This window comes from Pandoraea pulmonicola (assembly GCF_000815105.2).
In the GTDB taxonomy this organism is placed as follows: domain Bacteria; phylum Pseudomonadota; class Gammaproteobacteria; order Burkholderiales; family Burkholderiaceae; genus Pandoraea; species Pandoraea pulmonicola.
Map to the genome: position 1 here is coordinate 5073137 of NZ_CP010310.2, position 21572 is coordinate 5094708.

At 64.2% G+C, this 21572-nt stretch carries 18 protein-coding genes; 8 read left to right on the forward strand and 10 right to left on the reverse strand.

What is annotated here, in order from left to right:
• Positions 1–314 precede the first annotated feature (314 nt).
• Together RO07_RS21820 and RO07_RS21825 are read left to right on the forward strand one after the other, a co-directional pair.
• Positions 315–2054 carry an ABC transporter permease gene (locus tag RO07_RS21820; protein WP_039405737.1) on the forward strand — a complete coding sequence of 580 codons (1740 nt, stop codon included), beginning with the start codon at positions 315–317 and terminating at the stop codon, positions 2052–2054.
• Positions 2055–2064: 10 nt separating this feature from the next.
• Positions 2065–3381 carry an ABC transporter ATP-binding protein gene (locus RO07_RS21825; protein ID WP_039405741.1) on the forward strand — a complete coding sequence of 439 codons (1317 nt, stop codon included), beginning with the start codon at positions 2065–2067 and terminating at the stop codon, positions 3379–3381.
• A 121-nt stretch (positions 3382–3502) separates the two neighbouring features.
• Here the strand turns inward: RO07_RS21825 and RO07_RS21830 are convergent, their stop codons facing one another.
• Positions 3503–4387: an outer membrane protein gene (locus RO07_RS21830; protein ID WP_039405743.1), complete on the reverse strand. Its 885-nt coding sequence runs from the start codon at positions 4385–4387 to the stop codon at positions 3503–3505.
• Between the two features lie 451 nt (positions 4388–4838).
• On the opposite strand from RO07_RS21830, the gene RO07_RS26185 reads away from it, so the two are divergent.
• Positions 4839–4982, forward strand: a complete 144-nt coding sequence (locus RO07_RS26185) for a hypothetical protein (RefSeq protein WP_157118222.1) — start codon at positions 4839–4841, stop codon at positions 4980–4982.
• A 126-nt stretch (positions 4983–5108) separates the two neighbouring features.
• On the opposite strand, the gene RO07_RS21835 is transcribed toward RO07_RS26185, so the two are convergent.
• Entirely contained in the window at positions 5109–6092 is a 984-nt protein-coding gene (locus RO07_RS21835; RefSeq protein ID WP_174234876.1) for an NAD-dependent epimerase/dehydratase family protein, read from the reverse strand.
• 2 nt (positions 6093–6094) lie between these two features.
• Positions 6095–7312, reverse strand: a complete 1218-nt coding sequence (gene kbl / locus RO07_RS21840; protein WP_039413248.1) for a glycine C-acetyltransferase — start codon at positions 7310–7312, stop codon at positions 6095–6097.
• Positions 7313–7544: 232 nt separating this feature from the next.
• Between kbl and RO07_RS21845 the strand changes: the two genes are divergently transcribed.
• Together RO07_RS21845 and RO07_RS21850 are read left to right on the forward strand one after the other, a co-directional pair.
• Positions 7545–8135, forward strand: coding sequence for a helix-turn-helix domain-containing protein (locus RO07_RS21845; protein WP_039405749.1), 591 nt, complete (start codon positions 7545–7547; stop codon positions 8133–8135).
• Between the two features lie 376 nt (positions 8136–8511).
• Positions 8512–10131 (forward strand): methyl-accepting chemotaxis protein, encoded by a 1620-nt coding sequence (locus tag RO07_RS21850; RefSeq protein ID WP_072637126.1) that lies wholly within the window; start codon positions 8512–8514, stop codon positions 10129–10131.
• Between the two features lie 27 nt (positions 10132–10158).
• On the opposite strand, the gene RO07_RS21855 is transcribed toward RO07_RS21850, so the two are convergent.
• Positions 10159–10863 carry a TetR/AcrR family transcriptional regulator gene (locus RO07_RS21855; protein WP_039413251.1) on the reverse strand — a complete coding sequence of 235 codons (705 nt, stop codon included), beginning with the start codon at positions 10861–10863 and terminating at the stop codon, positions 10159–10161.
• Between the two features lie 324 nt (positions 10864–11187).
• On the opposite strand from RO07_RS21855, the gene RO07_RS21865 reads away from it, so the two are divergent.
• Both RO07_RS21865 and RO07_RS21870 read left to right on the forward strand, forming a co-directional pair.
• The gene (locus RO07_RS21865; protein ID WP_039405754.1) at positions 11188–12474 is read left to right on the forward strand and encodes an MFS transporter; all 1287 of its coding nucleotides are present in this window, start codon (positions 11188–11190) and stop codon (positions 12472–12474) included.
• Between the two features lie 176 nt (positions 12475–12650).
• Positions 12651–13775, forward strand: a complete 1125-nt coding sequence (locus tag RO07_RS21870; protein WP_039405756.1) for an alkene reductase — start codon at positions 12651–12653, stop codon at positions 13773–13775.
• A gap of 143 nt (positions 13776–13918) precedes the next feature.
• Here the strand turns inward: RO07_RS21870 and RO07_RS26190 are convergent, their stop codons facing one another.
• The 6 genes from RO07_RS26190 to RO07_RS21900 form a co-directional block, all read right to left on the reverse strand.
• Positions 13919–14059, reverse strand: coding sequence for a hypothetical protein (locus RO07_RS26190; RefSeq protein ID WP_157118223.1), 141 nt, complete (start codon positions 14057–14059; stop codon positions 13919–13921).
• 176 nt (positions 14060–14235) lie between these two features.
• Positions 14236–15474: a mechanosensitive ion channel family protein gene (locus RO07_RS21880; protein ID WP_039405762.1), complete on the reverse strand. Its 1239-nt coding sequence runs from the start codon at positions 15472–15474 to the stop codon at positions 14236–14238.
• 217 nt (positions 15475–15691) lie between these two features.
• Complete coding sequence (locus RO07_RS21885; RefSeq protein ID WP_039405765.1) at positions 15692–16897, reverse strand: osmoprotectant ABC transporter ATP-binding protein OsmV; 1206 nt, start codon at positions 16895–16897, stop codon at positions 15692–15694.
• Positions 16894–17541, reverse strand: coding sequence for an ABC transporter permease (locus RO07_RS21890; RefSeq protein ID WP_039405768.1), 648 nt, complete (start codon positions 17539–17541; stop codon positions 16894–16896). The genes RO07_RS21885 and RO07_RS21890 overlap by 4 nt, the downstream gene beginning before the upstream one ends.
• 58 nt (positions 17542–17599) lie before the next feature.
• The gene (locus tag RO07_RS21895) at positions 17600–18532 is read right to left on the reverse strand and encodes a glycine betaine ABC transporter substrate-binding protein (protein ID WP_084072749.1); all 933 of its coding nucleotides are present in this window, start codon (positions 18530–18532) and stop codon (positions 17600–17602) included.
• A 20-nt stretch (positions 18533–18552) separates the two neighbouring features.
• Positions 18553–19287, reverse strand: a complete 735-nt coding sequence (locus RO07_RS21900) for an ABC transporter permease (protein WP_052266791.1) — start codon at positions 19285–19287, stop codon at positions 18553–18555.
• Positions 19288–20164: 877 nt separating this feature from the next.
• Here RO07_RS21900 and RO07_RS21905 point away from each other — a divergent pair.
• Entirely contained in the window at positions 20165–21538 is a 1374-nt protein-coding gene (locus RO07_RS21905; protein WP_052266792.1) for a GGDEF domain-containing protein, read from the forward strand.
• Positions 21539–21572: the final 34 nt, after the last annotated feature.

A 21572-nucleotide genomic window follows, 5' to 3' on the forward strand; every position in this document is an offset into this window, starting at 1 on the left:
TTCGAGTCGCCTTTCCAGTCAACGTCCCTTGCCTCCCCTCGACTTCCGCCCGACCGATTTCGGCATCCGCACGGATCGAACTCGCCTCTGTATCACTCAACAAAACACCACTCTGCCGCAATGCAGCATAAAAACCACAGTCGATTGCAGAATCGCCCGGTTTGCCAGACGGATGCACGCGCTTTAACATCAAATCGCGAGGCAATCTGGTAGCATCCGCTGCCGTCCGTGCGCACGCGCATCGTCGCTGCCGTGCCGCTCCCGGACGTTTCAGTCCAGTTGTTCGTCCGACCCCTCATTCATTCGAGGTACCGATGACGCGCGTAGCCCGTCCGTTCATCCCCGCCACTGCGCGACGCCTGCTGCCCAATCGCTGGGATTTCATCGCCTTCCCGCTCATCATCGGCTTTCTGATGGTCAGTTCGTCGGGCATTCGCCAGACGTGGGCGCCACTGGCCGACCTGCAGACCGAGGTCATTTCGCTGGACCCGGCCAATCTGCCCGAATACGCGCTGCGCACCACCCTGCGCATGCTCGCGGCAATGGTCGCCTCGCTGCTCTTCACGCTGGTGTACGGCACGCTCGCCGCCAAGAGCCGCCGCGCGGAGAAGCTGCTCGTGCCGATGCTCGACATCCTCCAGTCGGTGCCGGTGCTCGGCTACATCTCATTTACCGTCACCTTCTTCCTCGCCCTCTTCCCGGGACGCGTGCTCGGCGCCGAATGCGCCGCCATCTTCGCGATCTTCACGAGCCAGGCGTGGAACATGACGTTCTCGTTCTACCAGTCGATGCGCACCCAGCCGCGCGATCTGTCGGAAGTCGCCGTGAACCTGCGGCTCTCCCCGTGGCAGCGCTTCTGGAAGCTCGACGTGCCCTACTCCATGCCCGGGCTCATCTGGAACATGATGATGAGCATGTCGGGCGGCTGGTTCTTCGTGGTGGCCTCCGAGGCGATCACCGTGGGCGACAAGACAGTCACGCTTCCGGGCATCGGCGCCTACCTGGCCACGGCCATCCTGCAGCGGGATCTGCAGGCCGTGGGCTGGGTGATCCTGGCGATGGTCGTCGTCATCGTGATCTACGACCAGTTCCTGTTCCGCCCGATGGTGGCCTGGTCCGACAAGTTCCGCCTGGAAGATACGGTTTCGCAAGCGGCGCCCGAATCGTGGGTGCTCAACATGATTCAGCGCACGCGCGCCATTCAGTATCTGCTGCGTCCGTTCGGCAAGCTGCTGCGCGCGATCGCGCGCATGCGCATGCCGCTGTCGCTGCCGGCCGCCATCCACTCGGAGTCCCACACCCCGCTCTCGCGCGTGATCGACGGGCTCTGGGCCGCGCTGCTCGTGGTGCTGGGCGTGTCCGCCGCGTGGAAGATCTGCACCTTCGTGCTGGCCGAAGTCGGCTACGCCGAAGTGCTGCATGTGTTCGGCCTCGGCGTGATCACACTCGTGCGCGTGGTCGTGCTCATCGCCATCGCGTCGGTGATCTGGGTGCCGCTGGGCGTGCTGATCGGTCTGCGTCCGAAGCTCGCCGAGCGCATCCAGCCGCTCGCCCAGTTCCTCGCAGCCTTCCCGGCCAACCTGCTGTTCCCGATCTTCGTGGTGGCCATCGTCCATTTCCACGCCAATCCGGATATCTGGCTCTCGCCGCTCATCGTGCTCGGCACACAGTGGTACATCCTGTTCAACGTCATCGCCGGCGCGACGGCCTTCCCGAACGACTTCAAGGAAGCCGCCACCAACTTCCGCATCCGCGGCTGGCAATGGTGGCGTCAGGTGATGCTGCCGGGCATCTTCCCGTACTACGTGACGGGCGCCATCACGGCTTCCGGCGGCGCGTGGAACGCGTCGATCGTCTCGGAATACGTGCAGTGGGGCGACGACAAGGTCGCCGCGCACGGCCTTGGCGCCTATATCGCACAGACGACCGCCGCGGGCGACTATCCGCGCATTCTGCTGGGCATCGCCGTCATGGCGCTGTTCGTCGTACTGTTCAACCGCTTGCTGTGGCGCCCCATGTACGCCATCGCCGAAAACAAGCTTCGTCTGAATTGAAGGGGCCGTGATGCCGAACGATACCCAAACGACCATCGGAAAAGAGATCTTCTCGCTCGCCAACGTCAGCCGCGGATTCCGCAAGGGCAGCGACGAGCGCCAGGTGCTCGACGGCGTGAACCTGCAACTGCACGAAGGCGAGATCGTCGGCCTGCTGGGCCGCTCGGGCTCGGGCAAGTCGACGCTGCTGCGCATCATCGCGGGCCTGATCCAGCCGAGCACGGGCGACATCCGCTACCTGGGCGAGCCGCTCGAAGGCCCGCCGGAAGGCGTGGCGATGGTGTTCCAGACGTTCGCCCTGTTCCCGTGGCTCACGGTGCTGCAGAACGTGGAGGCCGGCCTCGAAGCGCTCGGCGTGGAGCCGAAGGAACGCCGCAAGCGCGCGCTGGCCGCCATCGATCTGATCGGTCTGGACGGCTTCGAGAACGCCTACCCGCGCGAGCTCTCGGGCGGCATGCGTCAGCGCGTGGGCTTCGCGCGCGCGCTCGTGGTCAACCCCACGCTGCTGCTCATGGACGAGCCGTTCTCCGCGCTCGATGTGCTCACCGCCGAGACGCTGCGCACCGACCTGCTCGACCTGTGGAGCCAGCGCCAGCTGCCGATCAAGTCGATCCTGATCGTCACGCACAACATCGAGGAAGCAGTGTTCATGTGCGACCGCATCCTGGTGCTGTCGTCGAACCCTGGTCGGGTGGTCGCCGAGATCAAGGTGCCGTTCCCGCATCGCCGCAACCGTCTCGATCCGGCCTTCCGCAAGATGGTCGACGATATCTATGCGCTGATGACCTCGCGCCGCAGCGCCCACACCATGCAGAAAATGCCGCTCGAACTGTCGAGCCCGCTGCACGAGGTGTCGACCAACCTCATGGCCGGTCTGCTGGAGGCGCTCGCCGTGCCGCCGTACAACGGTCGCGCCGACTTGCCGGAAATCGCGCAGACGCTGCTGCTGGAGGTCGACGACCTCTTCCCCGTGGCCGAAATTCTCGATCAGCTCGGCTTCGCGGAACTCAAGGAAGGCGACATTCTGCTCACCGCCGCGGGCAAGCGTTTCGTGGACATGAGCACGCAGGAACGCAAGGTGCTGTTCGCCGAACACCTGCTGCGCCACGTGCCGCTGGCGGCAAGGATTCGCAGCGTGCTGCAGGAACGTCGCGGACAGCGCGCCCCGCGCGTGCGCTTCGAGCAGGAACTGGAAGATTCGATGTCGGACGATCTCGCGCAGGAAACGCTCGATACCGCGATCAACTGGGGACGCTACGCCGAGATCTTCTCGTACAACGACCACACCGAGACATTCAGTCTCGAGGACGTGGAAGGCGCGACCTGACCGGCACGTTACCGTGACATGCGGCCCGGCGGACCACCGCCGGGTGCCGGGCACCGGCTGACGGCCGCCCCGACGCCACGCCGCCACGAACACCCGATCGCAGGCGTGGCGTTGTCTTCTGTCAGAAAGCGTAGCCCACGCCGATCATCCACGTCTGGTTGATCGTCTTCGAATCGGGCTCGTAGGCGCTCGTGCCCGGACCGACCTGGGTCACGTCCGAGCGGCCGTACTGGAAGCGCGACCATTCGTAGGTGGCGTTCACGTGGAAGTTGCGGGCGACGGCGTAGTCGAGCCCGAAACCGGCGACGACGACCGGCTTGTTGCCCAGCGTGAACGTGTTCTGCGAGCCAGCAAGCGTCATCGACGATCCGACCATGGCGCCGGCGCGAACGTCGGCCGTGGCCACGAGCTTCGGCATGATCTCGAGTTGCCCCATCAGCCCGCCGCCCACCACGTGGTGACGATAGCGCTCATGGAAGCCGTACGGATCGCGGCTGCTGTCACGAATCCAGTCGTGATAGCTGTAGGTCACGTACGGGACGACCTGCGCGTTCCACGTGCCGAGAAGGAACGGGAACGCCCGGCCGGCCTTGAACGTGACGTCCGTCGTGGTCGAGCGCGTGGTCATGTTGTAGTTCGGCTGGAGGACGCGTCCGGCGAAGTCCTGAAGGTACCCGCCGTAATTGACGTCGCCGTGCGCCACACGCACCGAGCCGCTGAAATACAGATTGGAGATACCGAACAGTTGGCGTTGCGTCGAGGCGCCCAGCGCGAACGCGGCGGTCGTGCCCCGTTCCGAATCGTTCCTGCCCGGCCCGATGTCTTCCCAGTAGTGCAACCGCTGGGCCCCGGCACCGACCCACACCTGGTTGTTGGCGCGCAGCACGGCGTCCTGCGCGTGAGCGTTGGCCGCACACAGGACGGCGGCAACGCTGGCGAAAACAGCGCGTTTGGCGGCGACGGTGCATCGACCGCAAGCGATGGTGCGGCGCGTATTCTGCGTCATGGCACGACCCTCCCCAGGCGTGATCTCAACGACGACTTGGAAGTGGCCATCGGTCGAGCCACCGCCTTTTTCGGCATTGTTTCAGCGCGTCGCGCGCCGCGCAAGCGGTGAAATGTGGGTGCGTTGCACCCCTCGATCGTCGAGATTCATTACCCTCGAAACATCGCACCGGAAGTGGCCGCCAGCCGGGCAAGCGCCTGCGACGGGAGCCCGACGAAGCGACATTTCGCCGGTTCAAGCCCTTTGTCGAAACGTCGAGCCCGGTTCCAACCGTATCAAAAAGGCCACACCTATCGGTATAGATACTGATTCGTGGTCGCTTTTGTGCGGTCGCATAATCGATTCAGAACCTGCCTGTCGCTAGCCGAGCGCGCCGGGGGGTGCGGGAACGACATCCCGGGCAGGTTCTTTCCGCGGCGAAGACCGTGTATCAGACCCGAGAAGACGCAACATGAGCTATTACCATTCGAAAGAAGAAGGACGGGGACGCGCCATTACCTTCACCTCAGCCTATCGCTGGCGCCGGCGCGCGTTCGCCGTGACCTGCGCAGTGATCGCCGCCCTCGCCTACTACGCGATGCACCACCCGAAGTAAGCGGTTCCTCAAAGACCTGCCCGTGCCTCGCTGCGGGCGCCGTGCCAGACGCAACAAGGCGCGTACGACTGAAATCGCACGCGCCTCGTCAGGAACGTCTTCGCTTTCTCCCCTGTGTTTTACCGCTCAGGCCGCGTTTCCCAATGCCGGTGCATGCCAGTCGAGCGGCACGTTGGCCAGCATGTCGTCGACCATCGCATCGAGGCCGAACGCCGGTCGCCAGCCCCAGTCGTAGCGGGCATGGGTGTCGTCAAGCGTGTGCGGCCACGTCTGCGCAATGGCCTGCCGGAAGTCCGGCGCGTACTTCACCGTAAAGCCCGGCACACGGCGCGCGATGGCCTCGGCCAGCGTCGCCGGATCGAAGCTCACCCCCGCCACGTTATACGACGAGCGCACCCGCAAACGCGAAGCCTCCGCGTCCATCAGCTCCAGCGTGGCGCGCACGGCGTCTGGCATGTAGATCATGGGCAGCGTGGCGTCTTCCTTCAGGAAGCAGGTATAGGTCTCGCCGCGACGCGCCGCCTGGAAGATGTCGATGGCGTAGTCCGTCGTGCCGCCGCCTGGCGGCGTCTTGTAGCTGATCACGCCGGGATAGCGCAGGCTGCGCACGTCCACACCGAACTTCGTGAAGTAGTACTCGCACAGCCGCTCGCCCGCCTGCTTGCTGATGCCATACATCGTGGTTGGATCCATGATCGCGAGCTGTGGCGTTTCGACGGCCGGCGTATGCGGACCGAACGCGGCGATCGACGACGGCCAGAACACTCGCAGCCCCTTCTCCGGATGACGCGCATTGTGCTCACGTGCGAGTTCGAGCACATTGAGCAGGCCGTTCATGTTCAGCGTCCAGGCCTGCAGCGGACGAGTCTCGCCGGTAGCCGAAAGCAGCGCCGCCAGATGGAATATCTGCGTAATGCCGAAGCGCTCGACGAGTGCGGCGAGCCGCGAGGCGTCGAGCACGTCGAGGGGCTCGTAGTGCACGGCGTGACGCGACGGTCCCGGTGCGATGTCCGTGGCAATGACGTTCTCGCTGCCGTACTGGGCGGCCAGGGCTTCGACGAGTTCGCTGCCGATCTGCCCGTTGGCGCCGATGATGAGGATCCGTTCCATGTTCAACCTTGCTTGAGAATGCCGAGTTCGTTGCCGGCCTGGGCGAACGCCGCCAGCGCACGGGTGAGATGCTCACGCGTATGCGCGGCCGAGAGTTGCACGCGCACGCGCGCCTGACCTTGCGGCACGACCGGGTAGAAGAAGCCCGTGGCGATCACGCCGAGTTCGTAGAGGCGCTGCGCGAAGCGTTGGGCGAGCGTGGCGTCGAAGAGCATGACCGGCACGATCGGATGTGTGCCCGGCTTGATCGTGAAGCCGAGCGCCGCCACTTCGTGGCGGAAGAACGCTGTGTTCTCGTGCAGTTGCTCGCGTCGTGCCGACGAGTGTTCGAGTTCATCGAACACCGCGAGCGACGTGCCGACGATGGCCGGCGCAAGGCTGTTCGAAAAGAGGTACGGCCGCGAGCGCTGGCGCAGCGTCTCGATCACCTCGCGGCGCCCGGCCGTGAAACCTCCCATCGCGCCGCCGAGCGCCTTGCCCAGCGTGCCCGTGATGATGTCGATCTTGCCGAGCACGCCATGATGCTCGTGTGTACCGCGCCCCGTCGGTCCCATGAAGCCGGTGGCGTGACACTCGTCGATCATGATCAGCGCACCGTACTGCTCGGCCAGCGCCACGATGCGATCGAGCTGGGCGATCGTGCCATCCATCGAGAACACGCCGTCCGTGACGATGATGCGGTGACGCGCCCCGGCCGCGGCCCGCAGCTGACGCTCGAGGTCGTCCATGTCGTTGTGGGCGTAGCGCAGACGCTGCGCCTTGCAAAGACGCACGCCGTCGATGATCGAAGCGTGATTCAGCGCGTCGGAGATGATGGCGTCCTGCTCGTCGAAGAGCGGTTCGAAGACGCCGCCGTTGGCGTCGAATGCCGCTGCGTAGAGGATGGCGTCTTCCGTGCCGAGATACGCGGCGATACGCGCTTCGAGCGCCTTGTGCGGCCCCTGGGTGCCACAGATGAAGCGCACCGACGACAGCCCGAAGCCGAAGTCCTCCAGCGCCTTTTGACCCGCCTTGACGAGCGACTCGCTACCCGACAGTCCCAGATAGTTGTTGGCGCACAGGTTGATGCGCGTTTGCCCGTCGTCGCACATGACCTCCGGCCCCTGCCGCGACATGAGCACGCGTTCCTGCTTGAAAAGGCCTTGGCGGCGCGTGTCTTCCAGTCGTTCAGTCAGTTGGCGGTAGAAGCCCTCGCGGGCTTCCGAGGCGAGAACGGTCATCGTGCGCATCTCCTGAGTGCGTGCGGCGTCGCCATTGTGCGACGCCACCGGGTCAATGGCCGGCATCGGTGCGCCGGCAGATATCGAAAGCGGGTGGTGATATGAGGGGGGATGGATCTGCGGGTCTGCGCACACGCTCTGCTACCATGCAGCCATTCACCTTATCGAAAACTATACCTTATATTGAACTTATTTCAATATATTGAAAAATTCTAATATCCAGGATATCCATATGGCAAGCCCCACCGTCACGCCCGCGATGTCCCCGGTCACCCCACCGCCCGTGGGCGACATGATTCAGCAGTTGCGCAAGGAGCGCGGCATGACGCTCGAGACGCTCTCGCGCGCCTCCGGCGTCTCCAAGTCGATGCTCTCGCAGATCGAGCGCGACAAGGCCAACCCCACCATTGCGGTTGCGTGGCGTCTGGCCAACGCGCTGGGCGTGCGGCTCGATCAACTGCTGGGCGCGCCGGCGGGCGACCCCGAACCGGTGCGTGTGATCGGCAAGCACGAGACGCCGACGCTCGCGGGCGCCGAACACGCCTACACGCTGAAAATCCTCGGTCCGATGGAGCTGGCCGGGAAGTACGAGTGGTACGAACTGACGCTGCAGCCAGGCGCCGCGCTGGTCTCCGAGCCTCACGACCCGGGCACGCGGGAGCATTTCACGGTATTCGACGGTCAGGTCGACGTCGAAGTCGAGCACTTCGCACGCCGCGCCAAACCGGGCGAGACGGCGCGCTATCCCGCCGATCGCGCCCATGCCATTCGCAATGTCGGGAAGTCCGTCGCGCGTGGTTTGCTGGTGGTGATTCACGGCTGATCCGCAGCGGTGAATCGCGAAGCGCGGCGCCCTGTCCCGTCGCGCCGGCGCAGGCGCTTGGTCGCACCACGCCGCACGCTCTGTGCCCCTCCCACGCAATCTCCACAATTTCTGCCATTTCGGCGTCGCTCCCGTGAATTCGCCCGTCCTCCGGGCGCTTCCGGGGTGCCGAGTGCCCCGCGCATCCACATTCCCGACCGCCAATCGCTCAAGTCCCCGCCAGGACTGCCGTTAGCACACGTTCAGTCGGTGTCCTTATCAGCGGTGCCGGCAACCGATCGATAACCGGACCGCATGGGCGGGAGGCCGTGACCTCTCGCCACTGCGACCGCCGTAACGGCAACGCCTGTGCGGAATCAGTGGGGAAGACGAAGGAATGCAACGATTGAGTTTGAAAGCGAAGTTGTGGGCCGCGGTCGCGTTGATGTGGGTGAGCTTGCTGGCCATGGCGGTCTGGGGCGCGTGGGCGCAGCGCGACACCATGCTCGCCGAACGCCGCGCCGGTCTCACGCACGTGGTCGAATCCGGCCTGAGCCTGGCGAAGTACTATGCCGGACGCGCCGAGCGCGGCGAGATCAGCGTGCCCGAGGCGCAAAAGCTGGCGCGTGAGCACATCGGCGCGATTCGCTACGACGGCGACAATTATTTCGGTATCTTGAACTCGCAGCGCGTGATTGTCCTGAACTCGGTCAATCCCAAGCTCGAAGGCAAGGACATGAGCCAGTTCCGCGATCCGTCGGGCAAGCTCATGTTTTCGGACATCGTCGCGGCGGCGCGCACCGACGATCCGTTCGTCACCTACCTCTGGCCCAAACCCGGCTCGGACAAGCCCGTCGAGAAAATCAGCCGCGTGGGGGCGTATTCGCCTTGGGACTGGTATCTCACGACGGGCGTCTATGTCGACGATATCAACGCGGCGTTCGTCGGAGCGCTGCTTCGTTGGGGTGCGATGCTGACCGTGATCGGTCTGGCCGTCTCCGGCGTGATGCTGCTCATCATCCGCAACGTCCAGCAGAGTCTCGGCGGCGAGCCCGAATACGCCGCCGACATCGCCACGCGCATTGCCGACGGCGATCTGCTCACCCAGGTGCGTCTACGCGCCGGCGACAGCGGCAGCCTGCTTTTCGCGATGCAGCGCATGCAGGCCAATCTCCAGCAGATGATCGGACGCATCCGCGGCGGCACCAGCGCGATTACGCTGGCGGCGCGCGAAATCGCCGAAGGCAATACCGATCTGTCCTCCCGCACCGAGCAGCAGGCGGCGGCGCTCGAGGAGACGGCGTCATCGATGGAAGAGCTCACCTCGACCGTGCGTCAGAACGCCGACAACGCGCGCCAGGCAAGTCAGCTCGCGGAGAATGCTTCGGCCATCGCGGTGCGTGGCGGCCAGGTCGTGGATCAGGTCGTCGCCACGATGGAAGGCATTTCGCACAGCTCGAGCAAGGTCGTCGACATCATCGCCGTCATCGACGGCATCGCCTTCCAGACGAACATCCTCGCCCTGAACGCCGCCGTGGAAGCCGCGCGAGCGGGCGAGCAGGGACGCGGGTTCGCGGTGGTCGCCGGCGAAGTCCGCACGCTCGCGCAACGCAGCGCGGCGGCGGCCAAGGAAATCAAGGAATTGATCGAGGCATCGAACGGGCGTGTGCAGGACGGTTCGGTGCTCGTCGCCCAGGCGGGACAGACGATGCACGACGTCGTGCAGGCGGTGCGGCGCGTAACCGACATCATGGGCGAGATATCCGCCGCGTCCGAAGAACAGAGTCGCGGCATCGAGCAAGTCGGCCGCGCGATCACGCAAATGGACGAGGTCACCCAGCAGAACGCCGCCCTCGTCGAACAGGCCGCTGCTGCCGCGGCATCGATGGAAGATCAGGCGCACCTGCTGGATCAAGCGGTTGCGGCATTCCGCATGGCGACGGAGCATTCGCAAGTCGATGCGCCGCAGCGCGCCGTCACCTCCGCCGCCGTGGCCCGTCAGCGCCTGGCGGCTTGATGAAGCGATGTCCTTCGTGGCGGTCGGTCACGCGCTGAGTTTGCCGGCGAGTCCCGCGTCGATGATCTGACGCACGACCGCCGGCATGATCCGCAGCGGCGGCGAGCCCGGCCCGAAGGTCTGGCTCGCGGCATAACCACCGTCAAGAATCAACGACAGCGCATCGACCAGCGGCGCGGGGTTCTTCAGTCCGGCTGCCGTCGCGAGCGTCGTAAAGCGCTGCACCACTTCCGCCTTGTAGCTCACCACCGCCCTGCGCGCGGGATGCCCGGGGTCCGGAAACTCGGCCGCCACATTCACGAACGGGCAGCCGCGATAGCCGGGCTTGCTCGCGCGTTCCGCGAGATCCACGAAAATCTGCAGCATCTGCGCGCGCGGATCGCCGACGCGCTTCGCAATGCTCTCGTCGATACGCGCGAGGCTCGACGTCTGCATATGGTCGAGATACGCGAGAATCAGTTCGTCCTTCGACGCGAACTGCCGATACAGGCACATCTTGTTCACGCCCGCGCGCTTGACGACGGCATCCACGCCAACGGTGCGCACGCCTTCCGTGTGGAACAACTCCACCGCGGCATTGAGCAGGTACTGTTGCGCGACCGGTGCGGGGGTCACGTGGCGTCCGGTCTTGCCCGCGCGCGCGGCTGCGCTGCGACGGCGCGCCGTCCCGGCAGCCGGCTCGCCCGATCCCGCTGGCACCGACTTCGCCGGCTTTGTCGATTCTGTCGTCATCGGCCCCTGCCCGCCCTTCGCGATTTTTGCGGTTCCGTTCGACTTCCGTGGCTTCCGCGGCTTCCGCGGCTTCGGAGGCGCGTCCGTCGCCGTCGCGGACGTTGTCGATTTGGCCATGCTCTGATGCTCCCGAAATCTGAAACTGGCGGCGCCGGACAAAGCCCCTGCCGCCGCCAAGGAATGCTTGACATGTTACCGATCGGTTCATAACATGGCAACCTCATGTTACCGATCTGTCACAACCCCACCGTTGCTGTAGACAGTCCGGTCCCGACAAACGTCCCGAGGCTGGCTCCCAGGCCAGCCCGATGCCAGGATTTCCGCATGAAGGCAGCTCTCGCAAGGCGCATTGACGGCCGCTTCCACTATGGGTGGATCGTGGTCGGCGTGATTTTCCTCGTCCTGCTCGCGTCGGCGGGCATCCGCGCGACGCCGAGCGTGATGATGGTGCCGCTCGAGCACGACTTCGGCTGGAGCCGTGCCACGATCTCGCTCGCCATCTCGGTGAACCTGGCGCTCTATGGCCTGACGGGGCCCTTCGCCGCCGCCGCGATGCAACGTTTCGGCATCCGCCCGACGGTCATGGTGGCGCTGCTGCTGCTCGCTTCCGGCACGGCGTTGTCGTCGCTGATGGTCGCTCCCTGGCAGATGGTACTGATCTGGGGCGTGATGGTCGGCGGTGGCACCGGTGTTGCCGCGGTCACGCTCGCGGCAACGGTGGCCAATCGCTGGTTCCACACGCATCGCGGCCTCGCAATGGGCATTCTCACGGCGAGTTCCGCCACCGGTCAGATGGTCTTCCTGCCAATGATGGCGGCGATCACCGAGCGGTACGGCTGGCGTCCGGTGGTGCTGATCGTGGCGCTGGTCGCGGCGATCGCGCTGCCGCTCGTCGCGCTTCTCGTACCCGAGCGGCCAGGCTCCGTCGGGCTGCGTCCGGTCGGCGCGCCGGAGGATGCCCCCGACGTGCCGCTCGCCCAGGGCAACCCGCTCGCTCACGCACTCTCGGTGCTGCGCATGGCAGCCGGCAAGCGCGACTTCTGGCTGCTCTTCTTCAGCTTCTTCATCTGCGGCGCCAGCACCAACGGTTACATCGGCACGCACTTCATCGCCATGTGCGGCGACTACGGCATCTCCGAAGTGAAGGGCGCCGGCATTCTCGCCGCCATGGGCATGCTCGACCTCGTGGGCACCACGCTCTCGGGCTGGCTCTCGGACCGCTACAACAGCCGCGTGCTGCTGTTCTGGTACTACGGTTTGCGTGGCCTGTCGTTGATCTACCTGCCCTACGCTTTCGGGTTCGACTTCTTCGGCCTGCCGCTCTTCGCACTGTTCTATGGCCTCGACTGGATCGCCACGGTACCGCCGACGGTGCGTCTGACGACCGACGTGTTCGGCAAGACGATGGCGCCGATCGTGTTCGGCTGGATCGTCGCCGGTCACCAGCTCGGCGCGGCCACGGCTGCCCTTGTCGCCGGCTCGCTGCGCGCCACGCTCGGCAACTACACGATGGCCTCGATGCTCTCCGGCGGCGTGTGCATCGTCGGTGCGTTCATGGTGCTGCGCATTGCGCGTCGCGTGCCGACCAACGCCGTTCCGGCCAACGCCTGAGCGATGACGAACGAAGTGCGCGGTTGACCGCCGGTGCAGGCGGGACAGCGCCCTTCGTCGGCTGCCTCGTCGGTTGGCGCCGGGCGTTGGCGCCGCCAGCAAGGCTAGCGGGATTGCCGTAACCTATGCTGGTTTTGTGCAACACAGCATTCGCCAATTTCACAGGACCTTCAGCAATGACGGACTCGCAACAAACCTCTTTTTCCGCACTGGATACGGATCTGTTTTCGCCGTACCGGCTCGGCCCGCTCGAACTGAGCAATCGCATCGTGATGGCGCCGCTCACGCGCAGCCGCGCCGGCGTCGGTGACGTGCCCGGCCCGATGGTCGCCGAGTACTACGCACAGCGCGCATCGGCCGGTCTCATCATCAGCGAAGCCACCAACATTTCGCAGCAAGGCAAGGGTTACGCCTTCACGCCGGGCATCTACACCGACGCGCAAGTCGCCGGCTGGAAGCAGGTCACCGACGCCCTGCACGCCAAGGGCGGCAAGATCTTCTGCCAGCTCTGGCACGTGGGACGCATCTCGCACCCGTCACTCCAGCCCGGCGGCGCGCTGCCGGTCGCCCCGTCGGCGATTCAGCCAGCAGGCAAGGCATTCACCGAGCACGGCTTCGAGCCGCATCCGACGCCGCGCGCGCTGGAGACATCCGAGATCCCGGGCATCATCGAACAGTATCGTCATGCGGCCGAATGCGCGAAGCGGGCGGGCTTCGACGGCGTGGAGATTCACGCCGCCAACGGCTATCTGCTCGACCAGTTCATGCGCGACAAGACGAACCACCGGACCGATCAATACGGCGGCAGCATCGAAAACCGCGTGCGCCTGACGCTGGAAGTCACGCAGGCGGTGGTTGACGTGTGGGGCGCGGATCGGGTGGGCATTCGCCTCTCGCCGGTGAGCCCGGCCAACGATTGCGGTGACAGCCATCCTGAACCGGTATTCACGTACGCCGTCGAGCAACTGAACCGGTTCGGCCTCGTGTATCTGCACGTGGTCGAAGGCGCGACGGGCGGGCCGCGTGAAGTGGAGAACGGCTTCGATCTGCAGAAGCTGCATCGAATCTTCAAAGGCACGTACATGGCCAACAATGGCTACGACCTCGCGCTCGCGATCAAGGCGCGCAAGGAAAACCTCGCGGATCTGATCGCGTTCGGCAAACCGTTCATCGCCAATCCGGATCTGGTGGAACGCCTCAAGCGCGGCGGCCCGTACAATTCACTGGATCGCGACACGCTCTACGGCGGCGATGCGCGCGGCTACGTCGACTATCCGACGCTGGACGAATCGGCTGCGTAAGCGGTGAGCCGCAGCACGTCCCGAAAGACTTTGGACGCATCGATGACAGGGCTCCTGCGGGAGCCCTTTTCAACCTCGCGAGTCGTTAACGACCCGATCACTATGCATTTCCGGAAGCGAGACGACCCAGACTTCACTCCGCTTCACCATTCCCACTCCTTTTCGTCGAAGTCGTTGGGAAACTGCCACAGCTGCAGTTCTTCTTCACTGCCCATGTCCGGAAATTCCAGCGGCATTGCACTGACGATATCCACCGGCCGACCTAACGCATCTCTTTCGTCCATCTTTCGCTCCAGTTGGTAGCCCCGTTCCCTCTTGCGTGGATTGAGGAACATCGTCGCAGCGCGAAGCACCAAAGTAAACGGAAGCAAAAGAATTCCGGATTCTTCCTGAAGTACGTTTCCGATTGTCCGAATCCATTTTCGGACCCGTCAGCACGGCAACGGCGTGCCCTCGAAGATCACGCCGCGCGTTGCGCCTGCCACTGCAGCAGATCGGCACCTGCCGGATTCTGGTACATACGCAAGCCGAACTCCGGCAGGATCGCAAGCAGATGGTCGAAAACATCGCCCTGCACACGCTCGTATTCCGCCCACACGGTCGTGTTCGTGAAGCAGTACAGCTCCACCGGAATGCCGGTTGCCGACGGCGCCAGCGAGCGGACCATGCACGTCATGCCTTCGTGAATGTTCGGATGCGCCTTCAGGTAAGCCAGCGCATAGGCGCGGAACGTCCCGATGTTCGTCAGGCGTCGCGTATTCGCCACCACCCCGGCCGCGACGCCGAGCGCCGCATTCGCGTCCGCAAGCGCGCGTTGCTTCTCGCTCAGATACGGCGCAAGCAAGTGCAGCTTCGACAGACGCGCGATCTCCCGTTCGTCGAGGAATCCGACGCTGCCCGCGTCGATGCACAGCGTGCGCTTGATGCGCCGCCCGCCCGACTGCTGCATACCGCGCCAGTTGCGGAAGCTCTCGGAGATCATCCGCCACGTCGGAATCGTCGTGATCGTCTTGTCCCAGTTCTGCACCTTCACCGTGTGCAACGCGATGTCGACCACGTCCCCATCCGCGCCGACCTGCGGCATCTCGATCCAGTCCCCTACGCGCAGCATGTCGTTCGACGTCAGTTGGACGCTCGCGACGAACGACATGATCGTGTCCTTGAATACCAGCAGCAGCACTGCCGACATCGCCCCCAATCCCGAGAGCAGCAACCACGGAGAGCGGTCGATGATCGTGGCCACGATGGCGATGGCCGCCACCACATACAGCGCGATCTTGCCCAACTGCACGTAGCCCTTGATCGATCGGGTACGCGCATGCTCGGACTCCGCGTAGACCGTTTGCGCCGCATCGAGAATGCCGGCAACGGCCAGCGTGGCGTAGAGCAACGTCGTCGCCAGGGCAACGTTGGCGATCACCAGCACCGCCTTCGGCGGCAGATCCGGCACGAGCCCGATGCCGAACTGGATCACGAGATACGGCAGCACGCGCGCGGCACGATGGAACACGCGATGTGCGAGCAAGGCGTCATCCCAACGGTTCGCCGTTCGCTGCACGACGATGCGGACCACGCGCACGATCAGAAACCGTGCCACCGCCTGTACCAGCAGCGCGGCCAGAACCAGTATCGCCGACGCTGCGGCCATTCGTGCCCTCGGCGCACTTTCGAACCACGCCGATATCGCTTCCCACGTCATCCAGCCACTCCTTGCCATGGTTCGCCCCCGCCGCGCGGCGAGGACGGTGAATGCAAAAATGACGGCGCATGAGGCCGTCATTCCCTGCCGCGTCGGCCCGGACGTCAACGACGTACCGACCGGCGCGCCTTCGTGCGACTGCGCATATGCAGCCGTGCCGCCACGGGTGCTGCCGAAAGTCGCCGGCGCCCCCGAGGTGCCCCATCCGTCCGGGAACTTACGCCGACGCCCCGAACGGCACGCTGGCCACGACACTGGGCGAGCCTTGCAGCGACGGCGCGATGATCGTGCCGCCGCTGCTGCCGCTGCCGCGCGACTTGCCCGAGCTCAGGTAATCGGCGATGGAATCCTGCGTCACCTCGCCGAGGTACTGATTGTCGTCGCCCAGCACCGGCAGCGACGCCAGATTGTGCTCGTACATGCGCGAGAGCAGCACGCGCAGATTGTCGTTCGCCACCGCGGACGCCTTGAAGTCGCGCACCCGCTCGCCGCACGTGCCTTGTGCGTGACGCGTATCGCGCCGTGCAATGTAACCGAGCGCACGGGCGTTTTCGTCCACAACCACCAGCGAACGCGTGTCGAGCTCGTCCATCATGCCGTAAGCCTCGGCGAGCGTGGTCTGCGGTTTGACGGTCGGTTGCGGCGTGGCCGCATCTTCGGCGCGCACGAGCAGCAGCCGCTTGAGAATTCGGTCATGTCCCACGAAGCTGGCAACGAACTCGTCGACCGGACGGGCAAGCAGCGCGTCCGGCTGCGCGTACTGCACCAGACGCCCCTGCCGGAAGATCGCGATACGGTCCGCGAGCTTGATCGCCTCGTCGATATCGTGGCTGACCATGATGACGGTCTTGCCGAGCTGACGCTGCATCTGCAGAAACTCGTTCTGGATCGATTCGCGGTTGATCGGGTCGACCGCGCCGAACGGCTCGTCCATCAGCAGCACGGGCGGGTCGGCCGCCAGCGCGCGGATCACTCCGATACGCTGCTGCTGACCGCCCGACAACTCGCGCGGATAACGCGACAGATAGCGCTTCGGATCGAGCGCCACCATGCCCATCAGTTCGGTCGCGCGTTCGCGGCAGCGCTTCTTGTCCCAGCCCAGCAGACGCGGCACGACCGTGATGTTCTCTTCGATGGTCATGTTCGGGAACAGACCGATCTGCTGGATCACGTAGCCGATATGGCGGCGCAGTTCGATCTCGTTGATCTTGCCGGTGTCTTCGCCGTTCAGGAGAATGCGCCCGGAGGTCGGCTTGATGAGCCGGTTGATCATCTTGAGCGTGGTCGTCTTGCCGCAGCCCGACGGCCCGAGGAAGACGCAGATTTCGCCCGGCGGCACCTCGAGGCTCACCGAGTTCACGGCGGTCACGGGCGTACCGTCCTTCTGGACGAAGCTTTTGGTGAGATTGTCGAGTGTAATCATACGGTTCGGATTCCTTTCGGTGTCAGCACGCGCTGCAGGCGGTGCAACAGGGTGTCGGCAACGATGGCGAGCAGACTCACCATCACCGCACCCACGACAAGCTGCCGGGTATCGCTCTGGCTGATCCCCCGGGTGATCAACACCCCGAGACCGCCCGCCCCGACGATGGCGCCGATGGCCATCACGCCAACATTCATCACGACGGCCGTGCGCACGCCGCCCAGCACCACGGGCACGGCCAGTGGCAATTCGACGAGGCGCAGACGCTGCCAGAACGTCATGCCGATGCCAATGCCCGCCTCGCGGATGCTCGGATCGATCTGCCGCAACGCGAGAGACGTGTTGCGCATGATCGGCAGCAACGAGTACAGAAACACAGCGGCGACCGCCGGCGCCGGGCCGATGCCCATGCCATACACGGACAGCGCCGGGATCATCAGACCGAACAGCGCGATCGATGGAATGGTGAGCACGACGGTGGCCAGGCCGAGCACCACGCCCGACAGCCAGCGAAAACGCGTGACCAGCACGCCCAACGGCACGCCGACCACGATGGCCGCCCCGACCGAAGCGGTAACCAGCCACGCATGCTGGCCCGTCAGGGTCAGGACGCGATGCCAGTTATGAGTCAGAAATTCAATCATGGGACTCCTCAGTCAATCAGCAACAAGGGGGAATCGATGCATCGGTGCACAGGCGCCGTCACTGCGCCAGCCCAACCTGCTTGAGGAACTCGCCGGCCACGCGCGACACGCTGCGGTGATCGATATCCACCTGGGCGTTCATGTCGCGCATGTTTTCGTCGTTGATCTTCGCGGCGAGCGCGTTGAGTTCGTCGGCGAGTTTCGGGTTGGCGTCGAGCACTTCCTTGCGCACCACCGGCGTGGCGGCATACGCAGGGAAGAAGCCCTTGTCGTCGGCCAGCACCTTCAGATCGAAACCCTTGTTGCGGCCGTCGCTCGTGTAGACAAGACCGGCGTCGATCTGCTCGTTGCGCAGCGCCGTGTAGACGAGTCCCGGATCCATCTGCTTGATGTTGCGACGCTCGAGGTGAAAGTCGTAGAGCGCCTCCATCGGCTCGAGGCCGTCGGAGCGGCCAACGAACTCCATGTCGAAGGCGAACTGCATCTTCGGATTCGCGCGGAACTTCTCCACCAGTTGCGATACGGTCTCCAGCCCTTCCTCGCGGGCGATCTTGCCGGGGACGGCGAACGCATACGTGTTGTTGAGCGTCGACGGATCGAGCCAGACGAGACCGATCTTGCCGTCGAGTTCCTTCACTCGCTCATACGTCTGCCGAGGGTCGAGCTTCTCGGTGACCTTGTTGTAGACGATGAGCGAAGTGCCGGTGTACTCCCAGACGATGTCGAGTTGGCGGCTCTCCATGCCCTGGCGCATGACCACGCTGCCCAGACCGTTCTTCAGTTCGACGTCGTATCCCTTGCTGCGCAGGTACTGCGCGGTCATCTCGGAGAGAATCAGCTGCTCGGTGAAATTCTTGCCGCCGATGGTGAGCGTTGCGGCCTGCGCGGTGGCGCTCGTCGCCATCACGCCAAGCGCGAGACACGCCACGCCGAGTGCTCGCATCCAGCGAGACACGCGGCCGGTCAGCGCACGGGAAAGTGAAGCTTGCATATGTGGAGTTCTCCGTTGTCTCAACGCGTCGCCGCGCCATGGCGTGCGAACCAGAGGCCGCTCGCGAAGGCGAGGATGCCGTCGAGCACGAGTGCGAGGAGTGCCGTCCCGCCAGCGCCGAGCAGCAACTTCGTCTGATCGTTGAGGTAGATGCCCGGGAAGATCAGTTGTCCCAGACTGTCCGCGCCGATGAGGAACGCGAGCGGCGCAGTGCCGACGTTGATCGCGAGCGCGGTGCGAATGCCGCCGACGATCACCGGCATGGCGTTGGGCAGGTCGACGCGAAACAGAATCTGTGCCGGCGTCATGCCCATGCCGCGCGCCGATTCGCGCAGCGCGGCAGGCACCTGGCGCAAGCCTTCGTACGAGTTGCGCACGATCGGCAGCAGCGATGCGAGCCACAACGCCAGAATGGCCGGTCGGTCGCCAATGCCCAGCACGGCCATCGACAGCGCCAGCACGGCGAGCGACGGCAACGTATTGCCGATGTTGAAAATCTGCACGGCACGCTCGGCATGTTTTTCGAACATCGGCCGCGAGATCGCCACACCCGCCGGTATGCCGACGGCGATGGCCAGCGTCATCGATATCGCCACGAGCTTGAGATGCTGCTGGGTGTAATAAACCAGGTCGCCCCGGTATTTGACGAGCGCGTCCACGCCCAGCCAATACACCAGACCGGTGACCGCGGCGGCGACGCCGAGCAGTCCGAAGCCGGCCAGATAGAGAATGCGATACTGCTTCGCCACGTTCATGCTCCCTTTGAATGGGTTGGCAGCGCTGGCGTGAGGCAATAGCAATCGCCCCGCGTGACAACGCGGTCAAACAAGCATGACAACTGTTAGCTGCCTTGCGAATTGTGAAGTGTTCGCTCCGAAGGTCTGTGATAGACAACGGTGACGAACCAGGCGTCGCGGAGTGCGACATGAGAGACAAGCTTTCGACGCCATGGGCGCCTGGGCCTCTCGGTGCACGCTTATTGAAAGCGCGCGAAAGTTTTACTGCACGAACTCATTGCTTGATGGAACGCATCGCCGGCGCAACGAGGAACACCGGCAACGCTTGAATTCTGTGTTTCTATGGGCCAATCGCAGCGATTAGCTTTTTTTATTTTATTACAGATAGTGCGTCGATGCCAACCCATGCAGCGCTTTTAGTGAAGAATCCATCGAAATTGCACGCAAATACAGGGCATATTCCCGATGTATATAGCAGTACAAATTAATTGCACGCGTTGTAATCGCCCGTCATTGCTGGCGTCGCGAGGAACGACATGTGTGTGTCCCGAAATCGGCGATTTTGATGTTCCGCACAGCGGTCCAGCGTGCCGCAACATTTTATTTCTCCCTTCCCGCCTCCCCGTCTGTAACGGACGTTTGAAGTCCCTCACGACGCGCATGTTTACATGGTCGAACGGATAATGGGATGCGTCGTCCGGAAACGGGTGCGAACGCGATAAAACTCGTGTATTCTCCGAGGTTTATCTTAGTTTTCAATCATTTAGCGCAAAATCGGGGAAACGCGACGGCAACGCAAGGCCATGACCTTGCGACCCGTTGTGCGGGCGCTGTGATTGAACGGTGCAAGGCGATCGTGCGTACGCACGAAGGCGTTGATTGGCGAATAACAACTATGAAAAGTACCATCAGCCGTACCGAGCAGGGCAACCGTGTTGCGGCGACCGTGATATTGATCGCGTGTGCCGCACTCACCCTCGCGGGCTTTCTCACGCGCGCATTCGAGGGCGCCGTCAATCCGCTGCTGACCTTCTTCCTTGTATCGGCCGGCGGCATCCTCAATCTTTCGACGGCGTGCCTGCTCGGCGTCCAGTATCTGTACAACGGCAAGCGTTATTTCGCCCAGTTCGGTTGTGCGTTCCTGCTGCGCGGCCTCTTCATGTTCACCGAAGGCGTGCTGCTCGCCAATCAACTCGCCGGCATTGCGACACATGTCACGCGCGCGCCGTTCTGGCTGGCGTTGGTGGCCGAGGCCAGTTTCGCCGCGTACGTCATGCTGAGCGTGCGCAGCTATGCCCGCACGCGCAGCGATCCGCACACGCGCCCCGGCTACTCCGAGGCGGCCCGCTACGGGGCGACCGTGCTGATTGTCTGGGTGACGGTGTCGCTCTCGCTCGTCGGCGCCGGTCGCACTCTGGTCACGCCGCATCTCGCCGGCGGCGTCGACATCGAAACGCTCGCCATCGGCGCACTGTTCCTGGCGTACGCCGCGCTGTGGTGGCGCGTTGCCGCCGTCACGCGTCTCTCGCACAAACTCTTCCTGCTCGTATGGGTCGTCGTGACGATCTCGCTGTGCCAGTTGCTGCTCTCCCTGACGGCGCCGAGCGAATCCTCCTACCAGTGGTACGCCGCGCGGCTGCTCGCCCTGGCGTCGCCGGGTGTCGCCACTCTCGCGCTGGTGTGGGAGATCACCCGCCAGTATCAATCGCTCGCGCTCACCAATACGGACTTGGTGGAGAAGGTCTTCATCGATCCGCTCACGCATATCTACAACCGTCGCTATTTCGACAATCGCATCCGACTCGTGGCCGAGCGCGTGCAGCAGCGTTCGATTCCCCTGTCGGTGCTGCTCATCGACATCGACTATTTCAAGCAGGTAAACGACCGCTACGGGCATCCGTTCGGCGACGCCGTCCTGCAGCGCATCGCCAACACGATTCAGCACTGCATCCGCCTGCCGAGCGACTTTGCCGTGCGGCTCGGCGGCGAAGAGTTCGCGGTGGTGTTGCCGGAGATCGATCAGCATGCGGCGCTGCGTGTGGCCGACCGTATCCGCGAGTCGGTCAAGCGCGCGAGCACCGATCTGTTGCCGGCGAAAGCGCGGGACGACGGTGAGTTCATCACGATCAGCGTGGGGATTGCCTCCTGGGAACCGGGCGAGCCGCTGATCATCAGCTCGATGCTCGAGCACGCCGATCAGGCGCTCTATCAGGCCAAGCACAAGGGCAGAGATCAGAGCGTGCTGGGTGGCGGACAGATGGCCGCCTGAAGGCCGGTGGGGCGACGGCACGACACCCACGTCG

Bases quoted from the DNA above. Each gene is read 5' to 3' on its own strand.
- RO07_RS21820 (WP_039405737.1), top strand. From the start codon at position 315: ATGACGCGCGTAGCCCGTCCGTTCATCCCCGCCACTGCGCGACGCCTG.
- RO07_RS21825 (WP_039405741.1), top strand. From the start codon at position 2,065: ATGCCGAACGATACCCAAACGACCATCGGAAAAGAGATCTTCTCGCTC.
- RO07_RS21830 (WP_039405743.1), bottom strand. From the start codon at position 4,387: ATGACGCAGAATACGCGCCGCACCATCGCTTGCGGTCGATGCACCGTC.
- RO07_RS26185 (WP_157118222.1), top strand. From the start codon at position 4,839: ATGAGCTATTACCATTCGAAAGAAGAAGGACGGGGACGCGCCATTACC.
- RO07_RS21835 (WP_174234876.1), bottom strand. From the start codon at position 6,092: ATGGAACGGATCCTCATCATCGGCGCCAACGGGCAGATCGGCAGCGAA.
- kbl (WP_039413248.1), bottom strand. From the start codon at position 7,312: ATGACCGTTCTCGCCTCGGAAGCCCGCGAGGGCTTCTACCGCCAACTG.
- RO07_RS21845 (WP_039405749.1), top strand. From the start codon at position 7,545: ATGGCAAGCCCCACCGTCACGCCCGCGATGTCCCCGGTCACCCCACCG.
- RO07_RS21850 (WP_072637126.1), top strand. From the start codon at position 8,512: ATGCAACGATTGAGTTTGAAAGCGAAGTTGTGGGCCGCGGTCGCGTTG.
- RO07_RS21855 (WP_039413251.1), bottom strand. From the start codon at position 10,863: ATGACGACAGAATCGACAAAGCCGGCGAAGTCGGTGCCAGCGGGATCG.
- RO07_RS21865 (WP_039405754.1), top strand. From the start codon at position 11,188: ATGAAGGCAGCTCTCGCAAGGCGCATTGACGGCCGCTTCCACTATGGG.
- RO07_RS21870 (WP_039405756.1), top strand. From the start codon at position 12,651: ATGACGGACTCGCAACAAACCTCTTTTTCCGCACTGGATACGGATCTG.
- RO07_RS26190 (WP_157118223.1), bottom strand. From the start codon at position 14,059: ATGGACGAAAGAGATGCGTTAGGTCGGCCGGTGGATATCGTCAGTGCA.
- RO07_RS21880 (WP_039405762.1), bottom strand. From the start codon at position 15,474: ATGACGTGGGAAGCGATATCGGCGTGGTTCGAAAGTGCGCCGAGGGCA.
- RO07_RS21885 (WP_039405765.1), bottom strand. From the start codon at position 16,897: ATGATTACACTCGACAATCTCACCAAAAGCTTCGTCCAGAAGGACGGT.
- RO07_RS21890 (WP_039405768.1), bottom strand. From the start codon at position 17,541: ATGATTGAATTTCTGACTCATAACTGGCATCGCGTCCTGACCCTGACG.
- RO07_RS21895 (WP_084072749.1), bottom strand. From the start codon at position 18,532: ATGCAAGCTTCACTTTCCCGTGCGCTGACCGGCCGCGTGTCTCGCTGG.
- RO07_RS21900 (WP_052266791.1), bottom strand. From the start codon at position 19,287: ATGAACGTGGCGAAGCAGTATCGCATTCTCTATCTGGCCGGCTTCGGA.
- RO07_RS21905 (WP_052266792.1), top strand. From the start codon at position 20,165: ATGAAAAGTACCATCAGCCGTACCGAGCAGGGCAACCGTGTTGCGGCG.